22 protein-coding genes are annotated in these 15,105 nt (G+C 38.6%); 15 read left to right on the forward strand and 7 right to left on the reverse strand.

Annotated elements, in window-relative coordinates; genetic code table 11:
- Positions 1-16: 16 nt before the first annotated feature.
- Complete coding sequence (locus V6670_RS10550) at positions 17-670, reverse strand: FusB/FusC family EF-G-binding protein (RefSeq protein ID WP_141904483.1); 654 nt, start codon at positions 668-670, stop codon at positions 17-19.
- Positions 671-1,029: 359 nt separating this feature from the next.
- On the opposite strand from V6670_RS10550, the gene V6670_RS10555 reads away from it, so the two are divergent.
- Positions 1,030-1,668 carry a class I SAM-dependent methyltransferase gene (locus tag V6670_RS10555; RefSeq protein WP_338654102.1) on the forward strand — a complete coding sequence of 213 codons (639 nt, stop codon included), beginning with the start codon at positions 1,030-1,032 and terminating at the stop codon, positions 1,666-1,668.
- On the opposite strand, the gene V6670_RS10560 is transcribed toward V6670_RS10555, so the two are convergent.
- A complete protein-coding gene (locus V6670_RS10560) occupies positions 1,658-1,846 on the reverse strand; it encodes a hypothetical protein (protein WP_338654103.1) in 189 nt (62 codons plus the stop codon). The genes V6670_RS10555 and V6670_RS10560 overlap by 11 nt on opposite strands.
- A 462-nt stretch (positions 1,847-2,308) precedes the next feature.
- Here V6670_RS10560 and V6670_RS10565 point away from each other — a divergent pair, with 462 nt between their 5' ends.
- From V6670_RS10565 to thrS, 10 genes are all read left to right on the forward strand, one after another.
- Positions 2,309-2,707, forward strand: a complete 399-nt coding sequence (locus tag V6670_RS10565; RefSeq protein ID WP_338654104.1) for a MarR family transcriptional regulator — start codon at positions 2,309-2,311, stop codon at positions 2,705-2,707.
- Positions 2,707-3,054 (forward strand): DUF3147 family protein, encoded by a 348-nt coding sequence (locus tag V6670_RS10570; protein ID WP_036122492.1) that lies wholly within the window; start codon positions 2,707-2,709, stop codon positions 3,052-3,054. Before V6670_RS10565 ends, V6670_RS10570 begins: the two co-directional genes overlap by 1 nt.
- A 15-nt stretch (positions 3,055-3,069) precedes the next feature.
- Entirely contained in the window at positions 3,070-3,555 is a 486-nt protein-coding gene (locus V6670_RS10575) for a GNAT family N-acetyltransferase (protein ID WP_338654107.1), read from the forward strand.
- A gap of 48 nt (positions 3,556-3,603) precedes the next feature.
- Positions 3,604-4,068 carry a hypothetical protein gene (locus V6670_RS10580; RefSeq protein WP_338654109.1) on the forward strand — a complete coding sequence of 155 codons (465 nt, stop codon included), beginning with the start codon at positions 3,604-3,606 and terminating at the stop codon, positions 4,066-4,068.
- A 134-nt stretch (positions 4,069-4,202) separates the two neighbouring features.
- Positions 4,203-4,709, forward strand: a complete 507-nt coding sequence (locus V6670_RS10585) for a hypothetical protein (RefSeq protein ID WP_141904480.1) — start codon at positions 4,203-4,205, stop codon at positions 4,707-4,709.
- 121 nt (positions 4,710-4,830) lie between these two features.
- Positions 4,831-4,968 (forward strand): hypothetical protein, encoded by a 138-nt coding sequence (locus V6670_RS10590; RefSeq protein ID WP_338654112.1) that lies wholly within the window; start codon positions 4,831-4,833, stop codon positions 4,966-4,968.
- A gap of 51 nt (positions 4,969-5,019) precedes the next feature.
- On the forward strand, positions 5,020-5,427 hold the full coding sequence (locus tag V6670_RS10595) for a hypothetical protein (RefSeq protein WP_338654114.1): 408 nt from the start codon (positions 5,020-5,022) through the stop codon (positions 5,425-5,427).
- Positions 5,428-5,439: 12 nt separating this feature from the next.
- Positions 5,440-5,799, forward strand: a complete 360-nt coding sequence (locus V6670_RS10600) for a hypothetical protein (protein WP_058843181.1) — start codon at positions 5,440-5,442, stop codon at positions 5,797-5,799.
- 14 nt (positions 5,800-5,813) lie between these two features.
- Positions 5,814-6,098 carry a hypothetical protein gene (locus V6670_RS10605; protein ID WP_338654117.1) on the forward strand — a complete coding sequence of 95 codons (285 nt, stop codon included), beginning with the start codon at positions 5,814-5,816 and terminating at the stop codon, positions 6,096-6,098.
- A 471-nt stretch (positions 6,099-6,569) separates the two neighbouring features.
- On the forward strand, positions 6,570-8,486 hold the full coding sequence (gene thrS, locus V6670_RS10610; RefSeq protein ID WP_338654120.1) for a threonine--tRNA ligase: 1,917 nt from the start codon (positions 6,570-6,572) through the stop codon (positions 8,484-8,486).
- Positions 8,487-8,615: 129 nt separating this feature from the next.
- Here the strand turns inward: thrS and V6670_RS10615 are convergent, their stop codons facing one another.
- From V6670_RS10615 to V6670_RS10625, 3 genes are all read right to left on the reverse strand, one after another.
- Complete coding sequence (locus V6670_RS10615) at positions 8,616-9,086, reverse strand: hypothetical protein (protein WP_058843184.1); 471 nt, start codon at positions 9,084-9,086, stop codon at positions 8,616-8,618.
- 174 nt (positions 9,087-9,260) lie between these two features.
- Complete coding sequence (locus V6670_RS10620) at positions 9,261-9,431, reverse strand: aspartyl-phosphate phosphatase Spo0E family protein (protein WP_036122469.1); 171 nt, start codon at positions 9,429-9,431, stop codon at positions 9,261-9,263.
- 703 nt (positions 9,432-10,134) lie between these two features.
- Complete coding sequence (locus V6670_RS10625; RefSeq protein ID WP_338654125.1) at positions 10,135-10,317, reverse strand: hypothetical protein; 183 nt, start codon at positions 10,315-10,317, stop codon at positions 10,135-10,137.
- A gap of 24 nt (positions 10,318-10,341) precedes the next feature.
- On the opposite strand from V6670_RS10625, the gene V6670_RS10630 reads away from it, so the two are divergent.
- Genes V6670_RS10630 through V6670_RS10640 form a run of 3 tightly spaced genes read left to right on the forward strand, consistent with a single transcriptional unit; the run spans position 10,342 to position 11,842 of the window.
- Positions 10,342-10,929 (forward strand): SMI1/KNR4 family protein, encoded by a 588-nt coding sequence (locus tag V6670_RS10630; protein WP_036122466.1) that lies wholly within the window; start codon positions 10,342-10,344, stop codon positions 10,927-10,929.
- Positions 10,926-11,414 (forward strand): GNAT family N-acetyltransferase, encoded by a 489-nt coding sequence (locus V6670_RS10635; protein ID WP_338654129.1) that lies wholly within the window; start codon positions 10,926-10,928, stop codon positions 11,412-11,414. Before V6670_RS10630 ends, V6670_RS10635 begins: the two co-directional genes overlap by 4 nt.
- Entirely contained in the window at positions 11,411-11,842 is a 432-nt protein-coding gene (locus V6670_RS10640; protein ID WP_338654131.1) for a GNAT family N-acetyltransferase, read from the forward strand. The genes V6670_RS10635 and V6670_RS10640 overlap by 4 nt, the downstream gene beginning before the upstream one ends.
- A gap of 14 nt (positions 11,843-11,856) precedes the next feature.
- Here the strand turns inward: V6670_RS10640 and V6670_RS10645 are convergent, their stop codons facing one another.
- Positions 11,857-12,594, reverse strand: coding sequence for a class I SAM-dependent methyltransferase (locus V6670_RS10645; RefSeq protein WP_338654132.1), 738 nt, complete (start codon positions 12,592-12,594; stop codon positions 11,857-11,859).
- 530 nt (positions 12,595-13,124) lie between these two features.
- Between V6670_RS10645 and ccsB the strand changes: the two genes are divergently transcribed.
- Positions 13,125-14,294, forward strand: a complete 1,170-nt coding sequence (gene ccsB / locus V6670_RS10650) for a c-type cytochrome biogenesis protein CcsB (protein ID WP_058843189.1) — start codon at positions 13,125-13,127, stop codon at positions 14,292-14,294.
- Between the two features lie 568 nt (positions 14,295-14,862).
- Here the strand turns inward: ccsB and V6670_RS10655 are convergent.
- Entirely contained in the window at positions 14,863-15,063 is a 201-nt protein-coding gene (locus tag V6670_RS10655) for a cold-shock protein (RefSeq protein WP_036122451.1), read from the reverse strand.
- Between the last annotated feature and the right edge of the window lie 42 nt (positions 15,064-15,105).

A 15,105-nucleotide genomic window follows, 5' to 3' on the forward strand; every position in this document is an offset into this window, starting at 1 on the left:
TGCCCTTAATAAATCGCTATTTTTTCGTAATGCGCTCGAAAAATTCGACGGTTTTATTCATATCTGTAACATGTTCATTGCACGTCTTACTATCCGCACAAATGTAATTGCTATGGGAGGTAAATGTGCCAACGACCTGACCTTTGATCGAGGTAGTAAATAAGCCAACATCTGCATGACGATTACAGATGGCGCAAATGCCGCGCACAGTGCTGTTGGCAAATATGCCTTTAATACCTGCTAGCTGTCCATTTTGATCGAGGACGACGTATTTTCGATGTGTGCCAGGGTCATCCCATGCAAGATAACAAATTTGCTGAAAATCGAGTGTTTCTAGATTTGGCAGCTTTAGCTTTTTCTCCTTTTTAAATAAGGTTTTAAGCGTACTGGCTGTCACTGGCTTGAACGGGATGACATATGGCTTTAATTGTTCTAAAAAGGCATCCCCTTGCGCCCGATCTGTTATAGCAAAAAGTTGTTCAATCAGCTTTGTTTCCGTTGCTGATAAATCTAATTTTGTCGTTACCTCTGTATCCACAAGGCCACGAACTGCTAGGATGACGTTTTTATCGTTCGTTGTCGTAAGAGCATGTAAAATTTTATTTAATTGCTGTTCTAGTAAATGATAATTAGCGACCGTTAAAAACGGCTGAGTTGTTTGTTGTTCCATTTGAAATCTCTCCTGTTTAGTAGGCTATTTTATAAACTTTTGGCCTAAAGAGATCATTCAATTTTAGGTTATTTGTATAACTTAATCTAGACCTCTTTGACCTAAAGAAGACGTTCTAGAGCAAGCATTACAAGTGAATGCGTTCATGTCGATTCCTCCTTGAAAGAAAACTACGATTATTATAACATCTTTTGACATTTTGATAAATGCTAAAGCTCTACTTATTTTCTGAATTGTTTGATAGGTAGAAAATTGGTATAATGGTCTAAATTGATTGACGGAGGGGGACTTTTTATGAAACAGATGACTGCATGTAAAACAACGCTTACTTGGAGAATTTATCAATTGTAGGAGGCATTATGATACTCAATAAACAAGGCTTTGATTTATGGGCGGACGGATATGATCGAACCGTGCAACTAAGTGAAGAAAATAATCAATATCCATTTGCAGGCTATAAAGCGATTTTAAATAAAATTTTTAATGAAGTAATGGAGGTTCCCGCTTCCACTGTTTTAGATATTGGCTTTGGGACAGGTGTATTAACAGCAAAGCTTTATGAACATGGGCACGCCATCAATGGCCTCGATTTCTCATCCAATATGATCGCCATTGCGAAGGAAAAAATGCCACAGGCCAACTTAATCGAGTGGAACTTAACGAAAGGCTTGCCACCAGCGCTATTACAGCAATCATACGATGCCATTGTTAGTACGTATGCGCTTCATCATTTTACAGATGAGCAGAAGATTACGTATATCACACAATTACTACAGCACCTAACGCCAACTGGTAAAATATTAATTGGCGATGTTGCCTTTGAAACAAGAGAACAACTTGAACAATGCCGTCAAGACAGCAAGGGGTACTGGGATGATGATGAATTTTATTTTGTCCATGAGGAGCTAAAAGCCTCGTTACAGGATATTTGTCAGCTTAGATTTTATCCACTATCGCATTGTGGTGGAGTTTTTGTGATAAAAGCTATTACGAGATAAAATGACAGTTCTTCTCCAGATAAAAGGAGCTATCCATTCGATAGCTCCTTTTCCCTGTTAAGCAAACATCGACAAAATATATTTGCCAGATAGCATAGACAGCGAGTGTGCTCATGACAGAAATGCCTGATTTAAACCAGCTTGTTAAGAGAAAGGCTAGCATAGTAAATAACAGCATGCCAACCGCTCCAAAAACGGTGTTTTGTAAGCGGTATGAAAGGTATCTTCCTTCCTATTTTTCATTTGCATACCCCTATTAATAAGCGTGAGAATGGGCAAGGCTGTAATGATGCCTGACAAAAATACTTAGATTGGCTTAGTAGCAGCGCTAACACCATAATGGTGCCACCTACTAAAAAATAGAGAAAGTATAGCATAGGATGCCCTCAATTAAATTCAGAATAGAGTAATAATACTGTGGAAAATGTTTGTGTACAAGTACCTCTTCATCCTATTTAGCAAAATATGCAGAAAGGTAGATGGGGACAAAAAATAGAGAGAATATTTCTGAGAAGGCGTGTCTCACTCAATCTATTCAAAAGAAATATCTGAAAATATAAACTTTAATAAGCTATCTTTTAATATATCGCTTTATACGATATAATCGCATTAATCGATATATATTAAAGGAGTTAGCACGATGATTAAAGATATAAATGACTATTTTACAACGATATTCTATCATCTACATACAACACATGAGGATGTTATTTCCCATCAAAGCGTACGTATTTTACAGATGATTCAAAAGGAAGAGGAAGTCACGGTGCGTGATATTGCAGGATTATTAAATATTTCTCATAATACAGCATCAGAGCATGTGAAAAAGCTAGAGCGTCATAGCTGGGTGACGAAAGAACGGGGGCGTGACGATCAGCGTAAAGTGATACTTCATTTAACAGTAGAAGGTCTACAGGTGCTGAAGAAAAACTCGGAGTTAGATGATGCTAAGCTACAGCAAGCCCTTAATCAGCTAACTGAACAAGAACAGCAAGCCATCCTCCAGGCATTTCGACGTCTAAGTGAGGTGGCAAAATAATGTATACATTTTTTAAAATCCTGAGCTCAGCAGCCATCATTGGTATTGTGACAGAGGTGGCACGAAGGTTTCCTACCTATGGCGGAATTATTGCCGCATTACCATTGGTCAGTATTTTAAGTATTATTTGGCTAACGGTGCAAAGTGAGCCAAGTGAGCATATTCAGCGTTTTACAGTGGGTGTAATCGTTGGTTTACCAGCAACGATGTGTATGCTTTTTGTTATTTATATGGCGATGAAATCCTCGATGCATATTGTACTCGCCATTGGTCTCGGTGTGCTGTCATGGGCTGTGTTCCTAAGCATTCAAAAGGCCATTGCAGGTGTTTTTCATATTTCGATGTAAAAGGGGGAGTTTTATATGACAATTATGGCTATTCATCAAGTGCCAAAACAAGAGGTAAACCAATTTTTTCAGGAGCATTGGGGTTCGACCGAGATGGTCATTTCCAGTGGTATCTATAATTGTAGCGAATTAGACGGCTTTGTTTTTGTAAATGAGCAACAAGCAATGATTGGTTTGATCACCTACATCATACGAGAAAAGGACTGTGAAATCATTTCATTAGATAGTACAGTCGAGGGCAAAGGCATTGGGACAGCTCTTGTGAAAGCTGTCGAACAGACAGCGGTGGAACAAGACTGTGCAAACATTTCTTTAATTACCACAAATGATAATTTACATGCCTTAAAGTTCTATCAAAAACGAGGGTATTGTTTAATAGAAATACTGCGTAATGCAGTTGAAAAAGCGAGGGTCTATAAGCCTTCTATCCCACTAATCGGCGATGACGGCATTCCGATACGAGATGAAATACGTTTACAAAAACAACTTGACTTCCAATAAGTCAGGTTGTTTTTTGTTATACTGTGGATGAGGAAAGAGAGGGAAGGCATGAAAAAAATACTATTTATTTTAGTACTGAGTGTGCTTGTGGTCGGAGCTGTTTTTATGATTTATCTCAAAAGTAATCCACCGCTCGCCATCGAAAGCTATACAAGTAAGCAGGGGAATGAGGCAGTCAAAATCATTGCACTTGAGAATAAGGGCTTGCGTGATATAAAGCTAACACAGCTATTTGTCAATGACCGGCTTCCTGAGAGTACAGAGCTTGTCATTAGTAAGTCAGAACCATTTGAGGCGGAAACTAAGCTAGAGGGAAATGAGCATCTATCCTTTCATAAGTTATCACAGCGTACGATTTTACCTCGGCAATACATAGATCCACAAGCCATTGGCAAGGAGCCTCAGCATTATGCGGTTCAAGTCCAAGCTCCTGATATCAGGAAAATAACGATTCAATATGAATATTTAAAAATACCCTTTACGCTAACTGCTGAGCTACAAGCAAACAAATAACCAATTGCAGAGCAAATTTTGTCTTATCCTTTATGCCTGTGTCAATTCCTAAGATTGTTTGATGAAAAGCACCTATCCCTCCTAAATCATGGTAATCTTATAGTAACAGCAATTGTGATACTAGGAGGGACCTAATGGCATTTATCATTTGTGGTATAGTACTATTTATCTGTGTTATCACTGTGGCTTTAGTGTTTATGAAAAAGTTTTCAAAAAATGATATTATGCTTGACGTGACAGCCACCTGTGAAGGGAGAAATGAAGACAATCAAGCAATTATGAAAATATATTTTGCGTATTCCATTGGTCGTCTTGTCACAAGGAAACGAGACATCATAGGTAGTATTGAGTGGTCTGAAGGGTGGATGCCTGTCAGCTATAACTTAAAAGAGCATGGTGTTTATCGTGAGGAAAAACTTCTCTATGCAACGAACGAGCAGTCTTATTCTACCTTTGAAATCAATGCGATGAATGCTATTGATGAACAAGGTCGAGGAGAGGGCTATGTTGTCCTTGTACTGGAAAAGCCGAATCCTTCTCATATGTCCAGAGCAGGTGTTGTACTAGCTGTCACTGCCAATATGGTTACCTATCAATTAGCAGACTCGACCAGCTGGCACAATGATGTGGTAGTCCATTAGCTATCCAATTTATTGGATAGCTTTTTTGGTGCTTAACAGTAAATTTAGGCCGTTTATGGAACCAAATGGTGGGAATATCGTATAGAAAGAGGAAGGACTTGTAGGGTGAAGGAGGATATGGATGTCCAAATGTTCAAGCAATAGCTATGACTTAAAGCTAGTCGCAATCGATGAGCAAATATATGCACTTTTACAGCAACGTAAAGAGGTATGCAGTCATACCCCAGGTTTTCCCTCAGATGAAATCATTTCGGAATAGGCACAGCAATATGGTTTCGATCACACTTTTTTAGCTATGTTATTTCACTTAATGAGAAGAGAAAAATACTATAATCCAAAAGTAGAACCAACAGGCTTCCGTCACTATATCCCTGTGTTACAAACGGTAGAAAAGGGAGGGCGATTGTATACGCTTTCTTCTATTCGTCAATATGAAAATGCCAGTATTATGCAGTTATTAGTTGATTGGGATGAGCAGCAAGAACCAGAGCAAACGATTCAACAAAAATTAGAGCGAAAACATCTTGGTCTATTCATTGATGAGTCCTATGAATGCCAAATTAGAGGTACAAGAGGCTCGAATGGGCATGAAAGCAGTACATTTATTGTGACGCCACCCTTGCCAGAAGACATCCAAGGATTTGATTTTGTTTTTACACAATACGAAGATGTCTTTGAGGAAAAACCTACAGGATGGGCTGTCACCATACATGGTTAGGAGGAATGTTCAATGAAAAAATGGCTTTTTCCATTGGTCATCGTAGTCATTCTAGTAGCGGCCTGTCAAAGCCCTGAGCAAGAGGTGCACTATATTGCCAAAAGTGAGCATTGGAAAGCGATCTATCACAGTAATGGTGATGAGGGCTTACGCTTATTTTATCTAGGGAATCATGATGATCTAGGACCTTTAGAAATCACGATTGAGGGGACAAAAGAATCCCAAAGTTTAAGCGATGTTCAGTTAAATAAAGATGGCTATTATTCCTTCACAAAGAAAGAAAGTGAGAAGATTTTTAAACGAGAGACAAAGCCAATGGTTCATGTGCAATGGCAATCTGATAGCGAGACTTTAGAAGTGAAAAATCATTAGGAGATAATAAAAATATGCGAATTGAACAACGCGAGGATGTTGTCATCAAAAATGGATTGGAGATTAGTGGATCTATTCAAAAAAACAAAAAATGCACGACATGTCAAAGTCAGATTATTTATGATGACACGTTCGATAGTTATTTTTGTGCAAGCTGTAATGAATGGCTTGAGGAGGCATGTGAAGATCCGCATTTGCACCTACTGCGTCCAACGACCAGACTCCCCATTGTCAGGCAATCGCTAAATTTTTTTATTTTCATGTTTGACAAAAAATCCATGATTCGTTATAGTAATTAACAATTTCATACAAAAATGAAATAAGCAATGATAAGGACAAGAGATTCGATTAACCATTTTCAGAGAGGGAAGCACTGGCTGCAAGCTTCCTAATGTTGTGATCCCATCTTACTACCTTGGAGCTGTGCTTGGAAACTTGCACCGTATTTTGCTACGTTACAGCAAAGTCAATGAGCCACTAGCGCATAAACTAGTGGGAATTTGGGTGGAACCACGGGTAATAAACACATACTCGTCCCTTCTTAGGGGCGGTTATGTGTTTTTTTTATTTTGATTCAGCAAATATTTTTTGTATCGAAAGCATAGCGGCAGATATAGAAGGCCCTTCCCGAAGGGAAATGGAATCAAGATAAAAAGCCTCTGGCGGATGTCCTAGATTTTGAAGAGTAGCTTTTCGAGCTTGCTTGAAAAAATGAGGACACAATTACCCCGAGGCGTAAATGATTTTATAACAAAAAAGGAGTAGAGAACATGTCAAATCAAGATATTCACATTCAATTTCCAGATGGTCAACAGCAAATTTTTACAAAAGGTGTGACACTAACCGATATTGCGCAAGCTATTCGTCCTGAGCTTCGCAAAAAGGCAGTAGCAGGAAGTGTTAATGGAACCATCGTTGATTTGACGCGCCCGATTACAGAAGATGCTCAAATTTCATTGTACGATGCAAGCTCAAAGGAAGGGATCGAGGTTATTCGCCATTCAACAGCCCATCTATTAGCTCAGGCGATTAAACGACTTTACCCCCATGCCCAATTTGGGGTAGGACCAGTGATTGAAAATGGTTTTTATTATGATATAGAGATTGCAGATACGCTAACACCGAGTGATTTGCAGCGAATTGAGAAAAAGATGAAACAAATTGTGCAGGAAAATGTCCCGATTCACAGGCGCGAAGTGTCACGACAAGAAGCCAAACAATTATTTGTGCATGATGCGTTAAAGCTAGAACTGTTGGATGCAATACCTGCGAATGAGACGGTAACGATTTATGAGCAAGGAGAGTTTTACGATTTATGTCGCGGCCCTCATGTTCCATCGACAGGTAAGTTGCAGCACTTTAAATTAATGCAGGTGTCAGGTGCGTATTGGCGTGGCGATAGCAACAATCAAATGCTCCAGCGTATTTATGGAGTAGCTTTTGCCACAAAAGAAGAATTGCACAATCATTTTGTATTTTTGGAGGAAGCGGAAAAACGGAATCATCGCAAGCTAGGCAAAGAACTATCGTTATTTATGTTTTCAGAGGAAGCACCTGGCATGCCTTTTTATTTAGCAAACGGTCAAATTTTACGCAATGAGCTGGAATCGTATTTGCGCAATCTACAAGCGAAGTATGACTATAGAGAAGTACGGACTCCACTGATGATGAACCAACGTCTATGGGAGCAGTCGGGACATTGGGACCACTATAAGGATAATATGTATTTTACACAGGTCGATGATCAGAGCTTTGCCTTAAAGCCTATGAACTGCCCTGGTCATATGCTGATTTTTAAAAATTCCTTACACTCTTATAGAGATTTACCCATTCGTATGGCGGAATTTGGGCAAGTGCACCGACATGAATTTAGTGGAGCCTTGAATGGTCTATTACGTGTACGTTCATTTTGTCAGGATGATGCCCATATTTTCGTAACACCACAGCAAATTGAAGATGAAATTGCCTTGGCATTAAACATTATTGATGAAGTGTACAACGTCTTTGGCTTCGAGTATACGATTGAATTATCGACACGACCAGATGATTATATGGGTGATTTGGCTTTGTGGGATCAAGCGGAAGGGGCACTGGAAAATGTCCTCAAGAATTTAGGTATTGCCTATACGATTAATGAGGGCGATGGGGCATTCTATGGACCGAAGATTGACATCCATATTAAGGATGCCATCCAGCGCAGTCATCAGTGTGCAACGGTTCAGCTCGATTTCCAGCTACCGGAGAAATTTGATTTAACGTATATTAATGAAAATAATGAAAAAGTAAGACCTGTTGTTATTCATCGGGCAGTGTTTGGCTCGATTGACCGCTTCTTAGGTATTTTAATTGAACATTTCAGCGGGGCGTTTCCGACTTGGCTTGCACCACAGCAAGTACTAGTGATTGGTGTAGCAGACGCGCATCAAGCTTATGCTAAGCAAGTAGTAGAAGCTTTACAACAGGAACAAATTCGTGTGCAATTAGATGATCGTCAAGAAAAGCTTGGTAAAAAGATACGCGAAGCCCAATTGCAAAAAATACCGTATATTATTGTTATTGGTGATCGAGAGGTTGCCAATCAAAGTGTAGCTGTACGTAGACATGGTCAGCAAGATTCCACTGACAAAACACTACAGCAGTTACGAGATGAAATAAAGACAGCCATCCAACAAAAAAGTTTATCTTAATAGTCAGCTATAGAAAAGAAAGCTTGCTTTGAATGAAGAACATTCGAAGCAAGCTTTTCAATTATTAAAATTATTTATTTCTATTTTTTGAAATGACTACTAGAATCTACATGATGTGCATACAATGAATTAAAGGTGCTTGGTACTTTCTTGAAAATGCGAATGTCCCAGTAAAATTTCCTGGGTTTCAGCGTCGATGACAAGAAATTTGCGATAGGTCTCATCGGTATTGTGCTGAAAGGATGCTAAAAAATAAACTTGTCGATTGGGATGAATAAAAGTATGTTGAGAGAGGTCTATTGTTTCCTGTTTACCATCTGTTTGTAAATAAAAGCTCTGTGTCGCATTTGCTACATCTTTAAAAGCCATCTTTTGACGAATATTCAATGAAGCATTGGTATATTCCTCATAAATTGCACGATTAAGCTGCTGATAAAATTCGTCCTCATCACGAAACGATTGAAATTGGTTGTTTGGATATTGATATAGTGTGTTTATTTCAGTTGGTGTGCAAAGTGTGGGTGTTGTATGGTCTACTGAATGTTGAGGTGGCAATATTATTTTGGAAACAACCATAAAAGTTAAGAAAAATACGTGCATCGTTCAACCTCCAAATGTTTTCTTATCAAAAACATCGCCCAGTTTTTCTTACTCTATACATAAAAACGCTGGCTAGAGGGAATGCATGTATCATCCTGGATAAAACCAGCCAAAGAAAGTTGGTCTGGCTTTATCACTATCTATTCTTTCTTCTATATATATGCCTCGTTATGATTAGGAAGCTTGTGCTTGTTTTAAATATCTATTAAGTAGGACATCCAATTCTTGACTGTAATCTACCACGGTAGGGTGGGTGAAACCAAGATCCTTTGCTTTTTTATACATAATTCTACGTTTGATCTCAATTTCCGCCTTCAAGAATTGTTTAAGTAATAAGTTTACCAAGATATTTTCCTCCTAATTTTTTTATCCATATTCTTGAAATACATTTTTTATGACCTCGATTCAACTTTCTCATTGTATATCACTTATATTAAAAAAAATGTCATATTGTGTATCGTTTCTCAAATTCGTAATTTAGTCATAGATAAGAACCTTCATCCTATTTGATTTTAAAGAAAAATTTTATCTATAATAGATAAAATATACTAATAATTCCTCCCTTTATTGAATTGAATATGAGACTTAAAGCCCTATCAGTGGAAAATGGTGGGGTTTTTAGCTTGCTGTAATTTAGAAAGTATTAAGAGAAAAAATGAGAAACTTTAAACCTTTTATACTATGCAAAAAGTTGCTGTTAGAGATCGAATTTTCCGATAATTCAGCGTGTTATTCATATCTTGTCACATTTTAGCAAATTCCCTTTGATGTTGTTTAGAAATGTGGACATTTCATTTTGTATGGTGAAATGTTGAGAATTTTTGAAATTAACGGAATAATAAATGAGAGGCTTGAGGTGATGAGGAGTATGGTGAAAAACATGTTTATATCGTATTTTTTCAAGTTTACTAGCCGTATGTAAAAGGGAGTTGCCTTCACAGGAACCGATCATCGTATATGACATGCAGACGATATAGCTGTGTAGCGGATTTATCCTTGGAAAATAGGGAGCGCTATGATGCGTTTCTAAACGCTGGGAGAGTCTTCATTAACAAATCTTTTCACCAGAGGAAATATTGCTAATAATGTTCGACTTTGTGGAAGAACCTCGTGTTGGTAACTTCCCCTCTACTACGTTTGCACTCATCGGCACAATGCCTTCTTTATGAATACTTACATAGTAGCAGGTAGCATTTAGAGAATGGTAGATGTTTATGCTAAAATATGTCATAGATTACGAGAAAGAGGGATTACCATGCGTACCACTTATTTTAAAAATTTATTACAGCACTTACCTGAAGAAGAACAACAACAATTGCAACAGGCAAATGGTGCAACTGACGCACATATTGAATCATTGCTAGAGATATTTCCGCTTTGCCCGCAATCATTGCTGGAGCTATTACGGGATGTCAATGGTACTTATTATTGTCGGCATGGCCAAGAAACAATCTGTGCCCTTGTGCTTGGCTCTGATTTAGGGGATTATCCGTATTATTTAAAGTCAGTGGAGCAAATCGTGGCAGACTATCATGACAAGCGTGAAACGATTTATGAACGTTATCAAGATTTTTTAGATTATGTCGAAGTGAATGACAAGATTAATATGCATGTGCCGATAAATGAACGTTTATGCTTTGCTGATTGCATGAATAATGGTGGAACCTCTAGCCTGTATATTGATTTTTCGCCAAAGGAAGGCGGACAAGTTGGGCAAGTGGTCCGTTATGTGCATGACCCAGATAGTTTTGAGGTAATTGCCGCTTCCTTTGAAGATTATTTACAGCAACTTGTAGAGGGAGGTTATGAATTCACTGCTATTTACGAGGAGGAATTCGAATGACCATGCTGCTCATGTTCCATGAGGACAAAGCACAAACTTTAGTAGAACAATACACCCTAACAGAAGAACAGCTACGTTATACAAAGTCCCCAAAAGATAGTATTGAACTTGCGAAGCAGGATAATAGTCGACATGCCATTTTAGCGCTGGTCAGTAACAAGCTAGTCACCTTTTTTGTCTTACATGAAAAAGAAGGAGCGAAGCCTTATTCTTTCAATGAACAGGCGTTGTTAATTCGCTCCTTTTCTACGGATTATTATGAGCAGGGCAAAGGCTATGCTAAGATGGCACTCCAATTATTACCTGATTTTGTTCGCAAGCATTTTCCACATATCAATGAGCTAGTGCTAGGTGTAAATGTGCCAAATATAGCAGCTCAGAAACTTTATAAGAGGTGCGGTTTTGTGGATGAAGGCAGACAGGCAAAGGGGATTCGAGAGGAGCTAAAAGTAATGAGCTATTATATGAAGGAGACTCAAAATTGAGCCATATAAAAGAAGCAAGAATGGAGCATTTACAAGCACTTTGCACAATCGATCAAGAAGTGATTGGAGATGCATCCAGAACGGAAGAAATTCAGCAAGCAATCGAAGAGAAACGCTGTCTGCTATACCAATCCACCGATAATATTGCAGGGTTTCTGCTATTTACCAATGACTTTTTTGACTATAGCTTTATTTCCTTAGTCATTGTTAAGCCGTCAGAGCGCAGAAAAGGCGTCGCGTCTGCCTTAATGAAGGCTTATATGCAAATGGCTAAAACGTCAAAAGTTTTCTCCTCTACAAATCAGTCCAATAAGCGGATGCAACAACTTTTTCACCATTTAGGCTTTGTCAAAAGTGGAGTTATTGACAACTTGGATGAGGGAGACCCAGAAATTATTTATATGAAACAAGCCTCACCACAAGCATAGGGTGAGGCTTTTGTTTATTTTTTGACTTTAATAAATAAAAAGGATGGTCTGCGTAGCTCCTTTTCAATAGAAGGAAGCCGTTGAATGGCCTCTTTGCTTGGGATAGGTTCAATGATTTTGTCAATGGATAACCCGTGCGTAATTAAGGTATTAATCATCGTTGCTATCGTGCGATGATATTTGACAACGCCATCCACCAACCATGTTTGCTGACGTAAGCCCTCTTCATGGTAATGATCCACTGCGTAATGCAAACGGTTATGGCTATCGTCATAAATCCAATTATCCTCCATTGTGTGACGAGCCGTAGCAATAGGATGCTCCACAGAGAAAATAAATACCCCATTTGGCCGAAGCATTTGCGCAATTTGACTAATTACCTTATCGAAATCTTGGACATAATGAAGAGAAAGGGAGCTGGTTATACAATCAAAGCTATTGGAAGGCGCTTTATAATCCTCTATGGCTTGCAGCTGATAGTCAATGTGTGGATGAGCATGCTTCTGTTTGGCAATAGCTAACATATTGCTCGAAACGTCTAAGGCGGTCACATGCTTAGCGTGATGGTCCAGACAATATTGTGCGAATTCACCCATGCCACAGCCAATATCAAGTATTTGTAAATTCGTTAATGGTGGTAGTAAGGACTTCATAGTGGGTTGCTCCAAAAGACAATTATAGTTATACGTTTTTTCTCGTAAAGCCTTGTATTGGTTGAAAAAAATCTGATTATCATAGATATTTTGTTTCATTAATAACCTCCATTTTGTGAAACATAACGTTATGTCAAGTGTGCGCATTACAATTGTCTCATGTGGCAATAAAAAGATATAGACTTTTATTACAATTTTTAGTAAGATGTAGATAGAGGCATATCATTTTTGATAACAGTTAATTTCCATCTATTTACAAATTAGATGGTTTATTTTTTTAGAGAGCACTAATGAAAATTAATTGATGTCCAGCCTAACTAAGTCGAGCAGTTTCTCCGAGCTTCCTACATTGTTTTTTTCTTCACTATCACTATTCTTTGCAGCAACTGAGTCACTACTTCTGTTTATAGTATCCACCAATGTCCATTTGCGAATGGGAGTGAAGTCCAGCATATGACAGGCTGATTTAATACCTTCTATGGATAGATTTGTTTTCCTCTAATGTCATAAAAATGTAACAATTCAAAAAAATAAATTGATTTAAAGGGAAAAGATGACACTTCTTGCAATCTATAACGTTCTTAATAGTTGGAAGCAAATTCCGAAATAGAGACGTTGGAGGGATTCGATTGAATCAAGAAAGCTTATTATCCATTAGTAGCAATGCCTTATTTATTGCCTTTATTCTCTTGCTTATAGCAATTGTGCCATTAGGACTTGCTGTCAAATCAAAGAGGAAAATGTTCGGCAGGCTAGGTCTGCTTCTCACTTCTGTAGCTTTTGCCTTACAGCTTGTGTACTTTGTTGTGAGGTGGGTGGCGGTTGACCATGCCCCCGTGAGTAATATGTATGAATTTATGACATTCTTTGGCATTATGCTCACAGGAAGTTATTTGATTATCCATTTTTTATATAAGCAGCTCGTCGTCGGCTTATTTACCATTCCTGTGTCATTAATCATCCTTGGCTATGGAAGCGTTTTCGCAAAGGAGGTTTCACCCCTTGTGCCATCCCTACAAAGTCACTGGTTAACCATTCATGTCATGACAGTAGCTTTTTCCAGTGCCATTTTATCGGTATCCTTTGCCACAGGTTTGATTTATTTACTAAGAACGTTGGATGTTTCCAAAAAATCCATCAGTACATATAGTTTAGAATTTGTCTTGTATTGTTTAGTTGTCGTGATTGGCTTTATTGGTGTATCAACAGTTTTCAGCGTTGCCGCAGAAGAGGTGCAAGTTCAATTTGACAATTCACAAGGACAGCAAGAAAAAGCTACTTACTCCATGATGCCCTTGATTGTTAACAAGGGTGCAGTCACAAAAAATGGTGAAGGAATAGGCATAGTAGAAATAACGAATAAAATAGATGCCAAGAAATTAAATTCAATTGTCTGGGCATTTATCGTCGGCACGATTTTATATGGTGTGATTCGATTGATTACAAGAAAATCGATCAGTGCCGTATTAAAACCATGGACAAGCCGTGTACAGCCACAATTAATGGATGAAATATCCTATCGCGCTGTCGTCATCGGCTTCCCATTATTTGCATTAGGCGGTCTTTTATTCGCCATGATCTGGGCGCAAATTGCCTGGAGTCGCTATTGGGGCTGGGACCCTAAAGAGGTTTGGGCATTGATTACATTTTTATTCTACGCAGCCTTTCTTCATTTCCGCCTATCCAAAGGCTGGGAAGGGGAGAAAACGGCTTGGTTAGCCATTATCGGCTTCGGCATTATTGTGTTCAACCAAGTGTTTGTCAATTTAGTGATTGCCGGCTTACATTCTTATGCGTAGGCGGGGTGAGCTGAGCCTTTCATTTGATTTTATGGAGGGGTTTTGGGTGACATGATTCTCGTTGTGGGAATGAAGTGATCCTAGTTATGAGGGAATCGCTCTAAAGAGTGTGTCAAGTACTCAGAGCGACTCCAAAGTGTATGAAAAGCGTTTAGAAAACCAGCTCCAAAAATATAAATAGTGCTGAAATTAATGAGGGAACCGTGTCCTATTTTCTAAAATTGAATATTGTTAGTTACTAGATGTCATGTCCGCTGTTTTTTTATGCTGTGGAGTTGACAGTTCCATTAGATCGGCTGCTCAAGAGGCATAGTGGATAATTTCTTGCTTGTTGTTCAGTGAATGGCGCTTTTGGTGGAACAGTGCTTATTTTATAAACTGGTGGTTTCATGGTTGGGCATTGTCTTTTTGTTTAGGGCACTGCCGTAGATACGGTGCTGTTTGCTAGGCAGTTTCCAATTGCCCATCAGGGAGAAATGTCTGTACCTGTGCAATCATAAGACAAACAAAAAAGAGACATCCGAAAATGGATGTCTCTTTTTATACGCACGTCTATGTTAAGTGAAGATTATAGTTTCACTACATTCGTTGCTTGAGGTCCGCGGCTGCCTTCTTCTACTCCGAATTCAACTTTTTGGCCCTCTTCTAAAGTTTTGAAGCCATCTGTTTGAATCGCTGAGAAATGTACGAATACATCATTGCCACCTTCAACTGCGATGAAGCCAAAACCTTTTTCTGCGTTAAACCATTTTACTGTACCTTGTGTCATGTAAACACCCTCCCAAAAAAATTCAACAATCAATTGCTTCCA

The sequence above is a fragment of the Lysinibacillus sp. Y5S-8 genome, from assembly GCF_036894365.1.
Taxonomy (GTDB): Bacteria; Bacillota; Bacilli; order Bacillales_A; family Planococcaceae; genus Lysinibacillus; species Lysinibacillus fusiformis_D.